Below are 12,561 nucleotides of genomic sequence, written 5' to 3'. Positions count from 1 at the left end.
ACATGGCGGCTGCATCGCCCCAGCCGCTCCTGACGAGAACGAGGCTGGCGTAATGGGTGCACTGTGGGAGGGACTTCAGGGGACCTCGAATAACCACAGAGTCCCGTTGTAGGAGCGGCTTCAGCCGCGACAAGCTCTACCGGGAATGCCCGTCGCGGCTGAAGCCGCTCCTACGAGGATAACGACGTGTCCGGCTGCGCCGCGGCAACGCGCGTTATTAGAGACACCCTTCAGTCCCGACAGCGTCCGAAGACGACCGACGTTCACGCCATCGTGCGTCGCGGCCGAAGCCGCTCCCATGGCGGCAACGCGCAGCAACCGCAACATGCCAGAAACGCGCATGCCGGGCTGCGCTGCACGCGCGTCAGTGCATGGTCAGATGCTTGAAGAACAAGGCCACTTCGTTCTTCGATCTGCTCTTGGACAACACCTCTTCGTACCTGCGTTCCAGCAGCGTCAATCGCAGGTGCAACGCAAGATGCGCCTTGCTCCTGGAAAGACAAATCTCATAACCACGGATGTTGCTGCCGCCATCGGCCGCTTCGAACCGATGCCGCCGGCGCACGAAGCCCTGGGGCTTGAGCAACGGGCCGACCACGTCGGCGATCTGCAGGACGACGGCGTCCTTGGTCTGATTGGTCATGGCCAGTGCCCCACTGGCGCATCGTTTCTGCCGATGCGCAACGCCGGGCACGTCAGCCGTGCTTCGCGCCTCGGCGTGCTGACGCTGGCTGCGTCCCCTCCGGCAGTCCAGCATCCCAGCCAACACCGCATCGTCGCTTACGCAACGCGCGTCAAGCGCGTCGAGTCGATCACGTCCACACCCTGCGCTCGCGCGGCGACAGCTACAGCATCCGACATTCCGCCACCGCTCACTTTGCCGCAGGCAGCGGCGGCAACTGCGCGCAGGCCTGCTGCAGGCGCTGCAACGTCCGCAGCATCAGCGGCCGGTGCCGCGCCAGCTTCATCCACGCCGGCAACCGCGCCACCATCGAGCGACCGAACAGGCCGCGGCGTTCGCGCAGCGTCGCCGCCACGTAGTCTTGCAACTCCTGCAGATGGCGCGGGTTGTAGGCCCACAGCACCCCGGCGCGGGTCGGCGCAACCAGCGCCAGCGGCATGCCGAAATGCGGATCGCAGGGCGATCCATCGCGCACGCGATACGTGGTGACCGCCACCGCGCTGCTTTTCCCGCAATGCGCACAACGCCCGGGCAAGGTCGCGGGCGCTGCGGTTGCACCGGTCGACGTCGCACGCACCCGCACCCACTTGTGCCCACAATGGCCGCAAGCGCGATGACCTTCCAGCTGCACCGCGCCCACCCAATCGTCGGCGTCGCTGTCCAGCCCCGCAGCGCACTGGCCGCAACGGAATCGCGCCTGCCAGCGGTGAGGCTCCCATTGCGCCAGCACCCAGCCCGGCGCACCGCAGCGATGGCAGCGCACCGCCACCTGTTCCGCATAGGCGGCCAAAGGCGTGCCGTCGTTGCGATGCCGACGCGGCGCGCCAGGCGACACCGCGTCGGCGCGCGACACAGACTCAGGCATACAGCACACCCGGCTGCGCGTCCTCGACGATGGCGTGTGGCAGGAACCGCGCGCTGTCGCGGGTGATCGGGCCATCGTCCTCGCGGATGCCGATGCCGCAGGCGCGGTCGCCGACGATCCAGCTGCCGACCATCGGGTAGCGGCCCTCGAACGCTGGCAACGGATGCGCCTGTTGGCGGATGTAAGGCCCGGCATAGGGGCCATCGCTCTCCAGCACACGCCCGTCATCCAGGTGCAGCACGATGTTGGCGCCCTCGCGCGAATGCAGCGGCTTGCGCACCCAACCCGGCGGCAACGCGCTGCCATCGTCGAACGCGGCCGGCAACAGGTTGGGATGGCCGCGATGGCGCTCCCACAGCAGCGGGAGGATGCCCTTGTTGCTGAGCAGCGCCTTCCACGGCGGCTCCAGCAGGTGCAGGCCCGATCCCGGCAGCGCCTGGCCGAAGCGCTCGGCGAACATGTCCTCCAGCGGATACAGCTTGAACAGCGCGCCGATCACCGTGTCGTCCAGATCGGTGTAGCGGCCGTCGCTGGACAGGCCGATGTCCTCGATCGCGATCATTTCGCCAGCGACGCCGGCCTGCGCGGCGCAGTCGCGCAGGTAGGCGACCGTGCCTTGATCCTCTTCCGAATCGCGCACCGCGGCGAAGTACAGCGGCGGCGGCAGCCAGCCGGCGAGCGCGGCGAAGCGCTCCAGCAAGGCCTCGTGGATGGAGTTGAACTGGTCGGCGTCGTCCGGCAAGCGGCCCTGCGCGCGCTGGTCCTCCAGCCATTGCCACTGGAAGAACGCCGATTCGAACAGCGACGTCGGCGTGTCGTAGTTCAGTTCGTACAGCTTGGCCGGGCCGCGGCCGTCGTAGGCCAGGTCCAGGCGCCCGTACAGATGCGGTTCGCGGCGCCGCCAGCTGTCGGCGATCCAGTCGCGGAACGCTGGCGGGATCGCCAGCCGCTGCATCAGCGCCTCGCTGGCGACGATGTCGTCGAGCAGACCCATCGCCATCGCATGCAGTTCGGCGCTGGGATCTTCCAGGTCGCGCTCGATCTGGCGCAGGCTGAACGCGTAGTAGGCACGTTCGTCCCAATAGCGCTGGCCATCGATGGTGTGGAAGCGGAAACCGTACTCCGCGGCCTGGGCGCGCCAGTCGCCGCGCTCGACGATCGCGATGCGTTTCATGCGGGGTCTCGTGCGAAGAGGAAAAAAGCCGTGCTCAGCTGCCGAAGCCGCGCCCACCGCCGGATTCGCCGAAGCCGCCGCGGCTGACGGTAACCGCCCGGTTCGGTGTGGCGCCGATATGGGTCATGGTCTGGTTGCCGCGCAGGCTGCTGCCGGCCGCGGCCGCACCGGCACCGCCGGAATAGGACGCCGGCCGCTGCCACTGGTTCTGCCGGTCCTGATAGGCCGGCGCAGCATTGAACCCGGCGGCGCGGTTGTTGTTGAGCATCTGCGACAGGAAGAAGCCCGTCATCATCGGCCCGATGAAGGAATGGCCGTGGCTGTCGCGCTGCTCCACGCAGCGATCTTGCGAATAGTCCTGCGCGCACTGCTCGCGGCTGGCGTACTTGGGCCCCTGCTCGGCTGCCTGCTTCTGCGCCTGCGCGAAGGCCTCGCGGCAGGTGGCGATGTCGTGGGTTTGCGCCACGCAGGCATCCACCGAGGTGTACAGGCCTTCCTGGGCCTTGGCTTCCGGCTCGCGCCCGCAGGCGGTAAACAGCAGCGGCGCGGCGCTCATCAGCAACAATGCGGTCGTCTTCGACCTTTTCATGGCAACGTCTTCCTGAGTCCAGCCGCGATGATGCCCGGTTCCGCCGGCCGCGGAAACCCGCGACCGGCGGTTGGACGCCACGGCGGACGCGGTCGCGACGCGTCAGCTCGTCGGCGGCGGCGGCACGTAGCTGGACAGGCGCGCGTCGAAATATGGCTGCACCGCGGCGATATTGGACTTCACCTGGATATCCATGCCGACGTCGCGACTCATGCCCAGCACGTCGTTGTCGGGCCAACCGGGACCGAAGCACCATTGCGTGCTGGGGATGTTGTTGGCCTGCAGGTGCGCGAGCATGCGCTTGGTCGCCAATTCCGCACTGGCGTTGCCCGCCGGATAGCCGTGCTCGCCGAGGAAGCCGCGCTTGCCCCTATGTGCCAGCCAGTCGATGAAGGGCGTGACCATCTCGATGCCGGTGTCCGGCGCAACGGATTCATTGGGATTGGCCCAGGCACCGCCTCCGCGGCCCTCGTTATCAAGGTAATTGTGGGCCTCGTAGACGATGCGATCGTACGGATCGGGGATCGTGTCCAGGTTGTTGGACACCTCTTTCCACCGGCGGGCGCTAGCGTATTCGTTGCCGCAGACGAACACGTAATGCGACCGGTCGAAATCGAAGATGCGCGCGGCGGTGGCGGTGGCGGTGCGCAGCCAGTGGTCGGCCATCACCAGCTTGCTGCCGTCGGCGTTGAGCTCCGGTCCCTGGTAGGGCTCGTTCATCAGGCCCCAGCCGAAGATCGCCGGATGCGAGCGGAAGCGCTGCACGATGCGGCTCCACAGGTCCGGGAGGCCGGCGGCGTTGTACAGCGTGCAGCCCGGCGTGCCGATCACCCGATACTCGTAGAGCTTGAGCAGGCTGTCGGCAGGATCGAAATAGCCCAGGTACAGGAAATTGCCCTTGCGGTAGGTGCCGTCCCACACCGTCTGGTCGGCGGGATCGGTGACCGCGCGCCCATCGGGCCCTACCAACTGGCCGGAACTATCGCGCCGGTAACCGGACTTGCTCGCGACCTTGATCGGCAGGCGCATGTAGTCGTGCAATTCCAGGATCGCCACCTTGCCGCGCTGCGCGAGCCGATTCAGCACCTGCTCGACCTGGTCGCAATACGTGGCGTTGAGCGGCATGCCCTGGCCGGTGCTGAAGCGTGCGGCGGTGGTGGGCAGGCGGAACAGCGGGCAGGCGCCGGCGGCGGCGATGTGCTGGTCGCGGATGTCACGGTAGTGCCGGTCGATGACGGCGTTGTCCACGAAATTGTTGGACGCCAGCCCGGACAGGTTGAGACCGGCGAACGGCAGCGTGCCCGCGGCGCGGGCCTGGCCGCCGAGGCCCCACAGCGCGGCACCGGCGGCGATGCCGACACCGGCGCGCAACACGCTGCGGCGGCCCGGATCGGCCGGGGTGGAGGCGAGGGACGGAGTGGGGGAGGAAACAGCGGAAGACGACGAACGCACATGCCGGAGCATGGACACCTCCTGTGGTCATGATGGGCGAGCCGGGCCTACGCCCCCTGACGCACCGGCTTCCGCAGTCTGCCAAGCGCAGGCAGGCGGATCTGCGACCCGCTTCGCACTCCTGGCCGGCGTATGGCGGCGCCAGCGTGCGTGCTAACGTGGTCGGCCCACCGGTGGGCGCCAGGACGGTTGCAGCAGCAACGATCCGATCGCGCCACCATCGCCAGCCTCCCCGCCCGCTCGTTCGTTGCTCCCATGCCCGACTATCGCTCCAAGACCTCGACCCACGGCCGCAACATGGCCGGCGCCCGCGCGCTGTGGCGCGCCACCGGCATGCAGGACGCCGACTTCCACAAGCCGATCATCGCCATCGCCAACTCCTTCACCCAGTTCGTGCCCGGCCATGTACACCTGAAGGATCTCGGGCAACTGGTCGCGCGCGAGATCGAGCGCGTCGGCGGCGTGGCCAAGGAATTCGACACCATCGCCGTGGACGACGGCATCGCCATGGGCCACGACGGCATGCTGTACTCGCTGCCCAGCCGCGAGATCATCGCCGACTCGGTGGAGTACATGGTCAACGCGCACTGCGCCGACGCGCTGGTGTGCATCTCCAACTGCGACAAGATCACCCCCGGCATGCTGATGGCCGCGCTGCGCCTCAACATCCCCACCGTGTTCGTCTCCGGCGGGCCGATGGAAGCCGGCAAGACCAAGCTCGCCGACCACAACCTGGACCTGATCGACGCGATGGTGATCGCCGCCGATCCCACCGCCTCCGACGAGAAGGTGGCCGCGTTCGAACGCAGCGCCTGCCCCACCTGCGGCTCGTGCTCGGGCATGTTCACCGCCAACTCGATGAACTGCCTGACCGAAGCGCTGGGCCTGGCCCTGCCCGGCAACGGCACCGTGGTCGCCACCCACGCCGACCGCGAGCAACTGTTCCTGAAGGCCGGCCGCACCGCAGTGGAACTGTGCCACCGCTGGTACGGCGCCGAAGACCCGCGCGCGCTGCCGCGCGGCATCGCCACCTTCGAAGCGTTCGAGAATGCGATGACCCTGGACATCGCGATGGGCGGTTCCACCAACACCATCCTGCACCTGCTCGCCGCCGCGCAGGAGGCCGAAGTGCCGTTCACCCTGCGCGACATCGACCGCCTGTCCAAGCGCGTGCCGCAGCTGTGCAAGGTGGCGCCGAACACGCAGAAGTACCACATCGAGGACGTGCACCGCGCCGGCGGCATCGTCGCCATCCTCGGCGAACTGGCGCGCGGCGGCCTGCTGCATACCGACCAGGCCACCGTGCACAGCCGCAGCCTGGCCGACGCCATCGCGCAGTGGGACATCACCCAGAGCGAAGACCCCGCGGTGCAGACCTTCTACCAGGCCGGGCCGGCCGGCATTCCCACCCAGGTCGCCTTCAGCCAGGCCACACGCTGGCCAAGCCTGGACGCCGACCGCGCCACCGGCTGCATCCGCGACGTCGCCCACGCCTACTCGCAGGAAGGCGGCCTGGCGGTGCTGTACGGCAACATCGCCGTGGACGGCTGCGTGGTGAAGACCGCGGGCGTGGACGAATCCATCCACGTGTTCGAGGGCAACGCCAAGGTGTTCGAAAGCCAGGACGCCGCGGTCAAGGGCATCCTCGCCGACGAAGTGAAGGCCGGCGACGTCGTGGTGATCCGCTACGAAGGCCCCAAGGGCGGCCCGGGCATGCAGGAAATGCTGTACCCCACCTCGTACCTGAAGTCCAAGGGCCTGGGCAAGCAGTGCGCCCTGCTCACCGACGGCCGCTTCTCCGGCGGCACCTCCGGCCTGTCGATCGGCCACGCCTCGCCCGAGGCCGCCGCTGGTGGCGCCATCGGCCTGGTCCGCGACGGCGACAAGATCCTGATCGACATCCCCAATCGCAGCATCAACCTGCTGGTCGACGATGCCGAACTGGCCGCCCGCCGCGCTGCGCAGGACGCGCAAGGCTGGAAGCCGGTGGAACATCGCCCGCGCAAGGTCACCACCGCACTGAAGGCGTACGCGCTGCTGGCGACCAGCGCCGACAAGGGTGCGGTGCGGAACAAGGCGATGTTGGATGGGTGAGGTATTGCCTGAAGACCGTGGAACTCCACGGTCTTCAGGGGCGTCCCCGCACTGCACTGTGGGAGGGACTTCAGTCCCGACGCGCGACCACAAACGACCACCGTTGGGTCGCTTTTCTTGATGCTGGCATCACCAGCACCGACGCCCAGAGCCGCGGCCACCGTCCGGCAAGTCATTGATGAAGATTAGGAATTCCCCGCTTTGCAGACCCCTGGCGTTGGTGGATACTTGATGCATCACCGCTTTTAGGCGGCCAAATAGTTATGGCTCACACGAACATGCCCGTTGATCCACAACAAGCGATCGTCGTGCTTCTAGCGCTCTTCAGTACTTTGATCTCATTGCACGTCCATCGACGCAATGCCGCAAGAGCGGCGTCGGTCAAGTTTCGCAGCACACTACTGACCAAATTTTCCGGTCTTTATCCGGTTGCGAGCAACTGGCCGGACAAAATTCATAAACACTTAGAATCTGTTTTTCCAGACATCCAGGCTGCGGTTGCGGAGTTCAGATCATACGTACCCCTTTGGCACCGGAAAGCCTTTGATAAAGACTGGTTCGCATACTACTGCGACACAGGCCGCGATCGATCGCAATTGTCAGGTCTACCATCACTACATGGACTTCACCTCACCAGAGCAACCAGTGCCCAATGGTAAGCAGACATTTCATCGCAATGTTTCTCGCCTGCTATCGTATGCAGCTGAGCCCTATAATTCATTCAAGCCGACGTCGCTCGCGTCGCTGTTTAAGCGCCAAGATGAAAATGCTCGCAATTGTCACCAGTTTCTTGGCACTAGGTGGTTGTGCAAATAGCCCATGTGATCTTTGCGGAGATTGGCGGTCGAATGCTGACCTTACGCTTGACGAGATGTCGCGTAGCGACAAGCTATCCGATAAACAACGCAGGTTCTTCAGTGACAATTTCTTTGGACGACTTACTGTGGAAACGCGAGAGAGCAGCTCGCGTGCATACTTCCCAGACGATGATCTGAGTTCGATAAGTTGGGAACCATCTGAGGTGATCCTCAAGCGTGGCAACTCGCTGCTCGTCAAGGAGTGCCTCGGAGGAAAAACCATCGTTCGCAGTGTGCTTTTGAGAGGTGACTGCTATCGAGTAGACCAGCCGGATCTTGGATTCGGCGAGTGGTTTTGCAGAGTCAAAGGCCAGCCATCTAACAACTCGCTCAAGCCGAAGCCGTTTCGCGGCGCGGTTTAACTTGCGTTAGGAGGCAGCGATGCGCCATCGAATATTTATAAATCTACTTGCAATCATTGGCGGCGGCGGCGCCGCATCCATAGGCGCACTACTGCTAGCGATTGCTGCGTCCGGCAATGTCAACCAGGGGCAGACAGGATTAGTGATCAGTGGCATCGGGTTCCTGCTTGTCGCAGCGCCAGCTATCGCGGCTCCGTTCTCGGCTCGTATCGCAAAGTGGCTGCTTCTGCTGGCTTTTGCATGCTTTGCCGTCCTGGCCATTAGACTTACCTTCTGGCCGCAACCTGGTGTCACTCCAACGCCACTGGAACAGGGTGCCGTCATAAGCTTTGCCGCTCTGCTTATTCTCCGGGTGTTCTTAGGTCGGCGTGGCAGGAGGGCCGATCTTGGCACCTAAAAATTCATTCAATCCGACGCCACTTCGCGGAGGGGATTAACTCAGGTGTTAGATACAAAACTCAATCACAGGCATACGAGACCACTACAACATGGATGATTCTGAAGAGCGCCCGAGCCGCGAAGAGTTCCTAGGTCTACTGTGGAGTGACATCATCAATTCGCCGATGCAGGAATTCTGGATCGACAATGCAATTGACGCATCGCGGAAGCAGCCTGACGGTCCATTCGGGGACGCCGGGCCAGCCCTGGAACGGCTGATTTCTTTGGGAGCATCGAGGCGCGACCTGTCCCTCCTCTATCGCATGGCATCTTATGAGGCCGTGTTCGACACGCTCTATAAAATGGCTGATCCAGGGATCAAACCAGATGACGCGGCCATGCTCTTTGAGGATCTGCTTGGCTCGGACCCATCGGGTTTGGACGCCGGGCCTGGTTCAGCACCGGAAAAGAACTCCGAACAGTTGATGCAAAGTTTACCGCACCGTTGGCTGTGACGGGCTAACATCCTAGATAGTTTCTTGCCAGCCAGCACTCTGCGCACCACTGGTGTCTAACAATCATTCGAGCTAGACCGCTTCGGGGCTTGGCTTAATTCAGGCATAAGGCTCTTCATATGAAAAACGATCCACTTGATCCAGACTCGGTAAAAGACAGAGAAAGCTTTGTCCGCTTTGTTCATGCACTAATCACTGATCGTGAGAATGCTGAGCAGCTTGAAAGGGCTGACCCCAAGCGGCACCAATTGGGCGGAGCTAATGGCTGGCAGAACGGAGCAATCTCTTCCTTTCTCGATTGCGCACTGGCGGGAGCTGAGGCGCAAGATGACTGGGGCAATACATCTGAGCCAAGCTGGACAGATCTAGCAGTCTTTCTGTACCTAGGAAAAATATACGAGTGATCGTCCAGCGCGCTGCGGCGGACAGTCGTTGAACTCCACGTCCACCACGCACCTCGCAGATGCCCCATGAACTGGAAAGCGATCCTTGCCTACACCGCGCTACTGTTCCTTATCCAGTGCGGCACTGGCATTGCCAGCGGGTTCTTTGACCCTCTTGGATGGATCAATGCCTGGAACCTCCTCTCGTTCCTGCTCTGCGCCGCGCTGTTCGCACATATGACGCGACGGGTGGCGCAACACCGCCTCGCGCATGCCTGCCTCATCCTGGCCATGTACGCCGTCTTCGCGGATGTGGTCGCAGCGCTATTGCCGCCAGACATGACTGATGAACCGGCCATGTTTTTCGCTTTGGAATGGCTGCAGCTACTCGCTTCCACAGGCCTCGGCTTGCTCGTCGGCTGGGTGTTTCGGCACGCGGCCGATCAACACCGGATGCTGTAGTCGCCTGCAGCGCACGACTTCACCTGCCAAAGTCACCCGAGGGCTGGCTGACGCTCATGGTCAAGATCATCAAATTCGTTGGAAGAGGAACGGCACTGCTCCTCCTGGCAACGCTTGTCGCATTGGTCGCTTACGATGCACTCGCTGTCCGCCCACATCTGGCCCGAATTCGTGATCTGCTCGCCCAGGCCAGTCCAGAAGATGCCTCTCCTCCCGAAGCGATCCGCAGGCTGATTGATGCGAATGTGGGGTCGCCCTCCCCGCATGCGGCTCGCCTGGTGACGTCCCTCGTCTACCCGGATTTTGCGCAACGTCAGTCGCGCGTGCGCAACGCGCTTTGGAGCCTGCTGTTGCCAATGCATTTCGACAAGTCGCAAATGTACGGCATTTACGCCACCCTTTCTTACAACGGCCAAGATCATGGACTGAGCAGCTTTTCCCATCGGGAGTTCGGCAAGCCGCTCAGCCAGCTCTCACCAATGCAGGCTGCGGCGACCGTTGCGATCACCCATGCCCCTACGATCTACTTGAGAGACCGCGACAGGCTGGAAAAACACGCTCGGACGCTCCTGGTGAGGAGCCATCATCCGCATTAGCCTTACATTCGTGTCAAAGGCGACACCATCGGTACCCGCACAGAAATCTCTCTGACACGATCCTCCCCAACAGGATTGGCACTAGAATGAAGAAGACCCTAGCGTGCATCGCAATGACAGCGACCTTGGCGAGTCTGCCGCTCGCAGCACCGGCGTCTGAGCCGGTGCCATCCATCACCCAATCGACACTGAAGGAGTCCGAGAGCGAGTACCAACACAGCCCGCTCTGCACCAAGGAAGAACTCACCTTGTGGACGTGCCAAACGCGCAAACGCGTGTTCTCTCTATGTTCCTCGAAGGTGGTCAACCGGACCTCGGGCTACCTGCAGTACAGGGCGTCGGACGGTGGCAAACTGGTGATGCAGTATCCCGCCGACAAGAAGCCGCCGACTGGGCTTTTCACCTACACCTCGTTCCTGAACGGCAATGCGTCGATTGAGTTCAGCAACGGCGGCTACCGGTACAGCCTGTTCGATCCACTCCGATCCGCCTCGTCCATCTCCGTCTCCGGACCTGGAGCGTCGGACAAGATCAAGCAGATCGCCTGCGGCCCTAACCAGACCCTGCAGCTCAACTACACCATGCGGCTGATGTACGACTCGGGCGTCTGGGCCGACCCTTGAACGCGATGCAGTACGGCTCGCGCACCCTCGTCAGCACGTCGCCTGCCGCGTCTGGCATGGCGGACCGCAAGAAGAGTGCGACGGCCCGTGGCGATTGCCGCAATCGGCAAGTTGCTACACTCGACGCATACATGCAGGTCTCACTTAGCGCTCTCTGCAGGCAAGTGTTCGGTTTCACCGTCAATCCGGCACCTCTTTTTGCTGACTCCGAAAGATCCCTTTCCTCAACCATCGGCCCCATCATGAAATACGCAATCGCCTTCCTGTTGCTTGCCCTCGTATCGTCGCCGGCGCTTGCCGGCAAGAACTGCGATGAGTTGAAGGCAGAGCTCACCGCGAAGCTCGATGCCCACGGCGTCAAGAACTACACGCTGGACGCCGTCGACAACGCCGATGTCAAGGATCGCAAGGTCATTGGCAGTTGCGAGGCAGGACGCAAGAAGATCGTGTACAGCAAGAACAAGCCGTCGACGTAAGCGACAGGAGCTGTTACGTCATGCATGCAACATGGACGCGAAGCATTGTCCTCGCGCGTCGAAGGAACGTGCCATGCAGGTAGTGGATCACGCGCCTCATGCCTGGTTCCTCCTGCGCGACGGCGACACGCTGCTGCTCGACGTCAACTGCAGCCATGGCCCCGTCGGTTACGAGTGGACCATGGCACTGACTGCCCAGGAAATTGCGCAGTTCCGCGCCCTTGGACGTGATTTCATCGCGCAGCTCGCCGAGCGCGTGCAGTCGACCGCGCCGGGGGTATTGGGCAATCGGTCGCCGTATCTGGTTCGCAAGGCGGATGCCGAGACCCGCCAGCGGGTCAACCTGGCGATCAAGGCCTGGATCAAGGACAACTGATCGTCCGGCGCGCGCCGTACTTCCCCGCTACTTCCGCCGCAGCATTGTTTTCTTCCAGCGACAGCGACAATGACAGAAGACCCGAAAGCCCAAGGTCGCAAAGCGCTCCGCAGGAAGGTGGAGTCCGAGCAGCGCACATCTGAAGAGGCCGCGCTTCCCCTTCCCAAGGAAACACTCTGGGCCTTGTTCGATCACTTGAACGACGCGCTCGCCGATGGCTGCGATCATTCCTTGCGGCTCACCACGCAGTTCCTCGCGTCCCACGGTGTCGCGCCGGAGTCGGTCATCCCCTGGCTCGGTGCGCACGGCGGCTTCTGCGATTGCGAGGTGCTGTTCAATGTCGAGGAGCGCTGGGGCAAGTCGTGACCGGACATATGCCTGATGCAGGCCTGCCGTATCACTTCCTGGCCGACCTGCATCTGCATCCTGCGCGGCCAGGAAGCAAGGCGATTGCGCTCGTCCCCGGCCAGTGGTGCGCCATTCTCTGCATCGATCAGCAACAATGGTCCGCCCGCCTCACCTTCACCGGCAGCCCGTCGCCCGGCGATACGTTCCGGGCAGCGGTACAGTTGTTGATGTCTGAGGCAATTGCATGTTTCCCGGCAGGCACTGATTTCACGGTCTGGGCGAACGGCAACGCCGGGACAGGCCACGTGGTGTCGAGTACGGCCTGACGA

General features: G+C 63.3%; 15 protein-coding genes. 10 read left to right on the top strand and 5 right to left on the bottom strand.

Going from position 1 to position 12,561, the window contains the following annotated elements:
- Positions 1-364: 364 nt before the first annotated feature.
- The 5 genes from GGR66_RS19440 to GGR66_RS19420 all read right to left on the bottom strand — a co-directional run bounded on the left by GGR66_RS19440 (position 365) and on the right by GGR66_RS19420 (position 4,684).
- On the bottom strand, positions 365-643 hold the full coding sequence (locus tag GGR66_RS19440) for a hypothetical protein (RefSeq protein WP_184449999.1): 279 nt from the start codon (positions 641-643) through the stop codon (positions 365-367).
- Between the two features lie 229 nt (positions 644-872).
- Positions 873-1,472, bottom strand: a complete 600-nt coding sequence (locus GGR66_RS19435; protein ID WP_184450121.1) for a hypothetical protein — start codon at positions 1,470-1,472, stop codon at positions 873-875.
- A gap of 67 nt (positions 1,473-1,539) precedes the next feature.
- Positions 1,540-2,721 carry a glutathionylspermidine synthase family protein gene (locus GGR66_RS19430; protein WP_184449997.1) on the bottom strand — a complete coding sequence of 394 codons (1,182 nt, stop codon included), beginning with the start codon at positions 2,719-2,721 and terminating at the stop codon, positions 1,540-1,542.
- A 34-nt stretch (positions 2,722-2,755) separates the two neighbouring features.
- Positions 2,756-3,310: a DUF1190 domain-containing protein gene (locus GGR66_RS19425; RefSeq protein WP_184449995.1), complete on the bottom strand. Its 555-nt coding sequence runs from the start codon at positions 3,308-3,310 to the stop codon at positions 2,756-2,758.
- A 102-nt stretch (positions 3,311-3,412) separates the two neighbouring features.
- The gene (locus GGR66_RS19420) at positions 3,413-4,684 is read right to left on the bottom strand and encodes a cellulase family glycosylhydrolase (RefSeq protein WP_184450119.1); all 1,272 of its coding nucleotides are present in this window, start codon (positions 4,682-4,684) and stop codon (positions 3,413-3,415) included.
- A gap of 333 nt (positions 4,685-5,017) precedes the next feature.
- Here GGR66_RS19420 and ilvD point away from each other — a divergent pair, with 333 nt between their 5' ends.
- The 10 genes from ilvD (at position 5,018) to GGR66_RS19370 (ending at position 12,558) form a co-directional block, all read left to right on the top strand.
- Entirely contained in the window at positions 5,018-6,856 is a 1,839-nt protein-coding gene (ilvD, locus tag GGR66_RS19415) for a dihydroxy-acid dehydratase (protein WP_184449992.1), read from the top strand.
- Between the two features lie 1,707 nt (positions 6,857-8,563).
- Positions 8,564-8,968, top strand: a complete 405-nt coding sequence (locus GGR66_RS19410; RefSeq protein ID WP_184449990.1) for a hypothetical protein — start codon at positions 8,564-8,566, stop codon at positions 8,966-8,968.
- A 119-nt stretch (positions 8,969-9,087) separates the two neighbouring features.
- Positions 9,088-9,372: a hypothetical protein gene (locus GGR66_RS19405; protein WP_184449987.1), complete on the top strand. Its 285-nt coding sequence runs from the start codon at positions 9,088-9,090 to the stop codon at positions 9,370-9,372.
- 66 nt (positions 9,373-9,438) lie between these two features.
- Positions 9,439-9,813, top strand: a complete 375-nt coding sequence (locus GGR66_RS19400) for a hypothetical protein (RefSeq protein ID WP_184449985.1) — start codon at positions 9,439-9,441, stop codon at positions 9,811-9,813.
- A 56-nt stretch (positions 9,814-9,869) separates the two neighbouring features.
- Positions 9,870-10,409, top strand: coding sequence for a transglycosylase domain-containing protein (locus GGR66_RS19395; RefSeq protein ID WP_184449982.1), 540 nt, complete (start codon positions 9,870-9,872; stop codon positions 10,407-10,409).
- Between the two features lie 86 nt (positions 10,410-10,495).
- Positions 10,496-11,032 (top strand): hypothetical protein, encoded by a 537-nt coding sequence (locus GGR66_RS19390; RefSeq protein WP_255421802.1) that lies wholly within the window; start codon positions 10,496-10,498, stop codon positions 11,030-11,032.
- 5 nt (positions 11,033-11,037) lie between these two features.
- Positions 11,038-11,508, top strand: coding sequence for a DUF1161 domain-containing protein (locus GGR66_RS21315; protein WP_255421809.1), 471 nt, complete (start codon positions 11,038-11,040; stop codon positions 11,506-11,508).
- 31 nt (positions 11,509-11,539) lie between these two features.
- On the top strand, positions 11,540-11,884 hold the full coding sequence (locus GGR66_RS19380; protein WP_255421801.1) for a hypothetical protein: 345 nt from the start codon (positions 11,540-11,542) through the stop codon (positions 11,882-11,884).
- A 69-nt stretch (positions 11,885-11,953) separates the two neighbouring features.
- On the top strand, positions 11,954-12,250 hold the full coding sequence (locus GGR66_RS21310; protein WP_255421800.1) for a DUF2695 domain-containing protein: 297 nt from the start codon (positions 11,954-11,956) through the stop codon (positions 12,248-12,250).
- Positions 12,247-12,558 (top strand): hypothetical protein, encoded by a 312-nt coding sequence (locus GGR66_RS19370; RefSeq protein WP_326521086.1) that lies wholly within the window; start codon positions 12,247-12,249, stop codon positions 12,556-12,558. The genes GGR66_RS21310 and GGR66_RS19370 overlap by 4 nt, the downstream gene beginning before the upstream one ends.
- The last annotated feature ends 3 nt before the right edge of the window (positions 12,559-12,561 follow it).

This window comes from Xanthomonas sp. 3498 (assembly GCF_014199795.1).
GTDB lineage: Bacteria > Pseudomonadota > Gammaproteobacteria > Xanthomonadales > Xanthomonadaceae > Xanthomonas_A > Xanthomonas_A rydalmerensis.
This window is presented reverse-complemented; position numbering and strand designations above follow the sequence as displayed.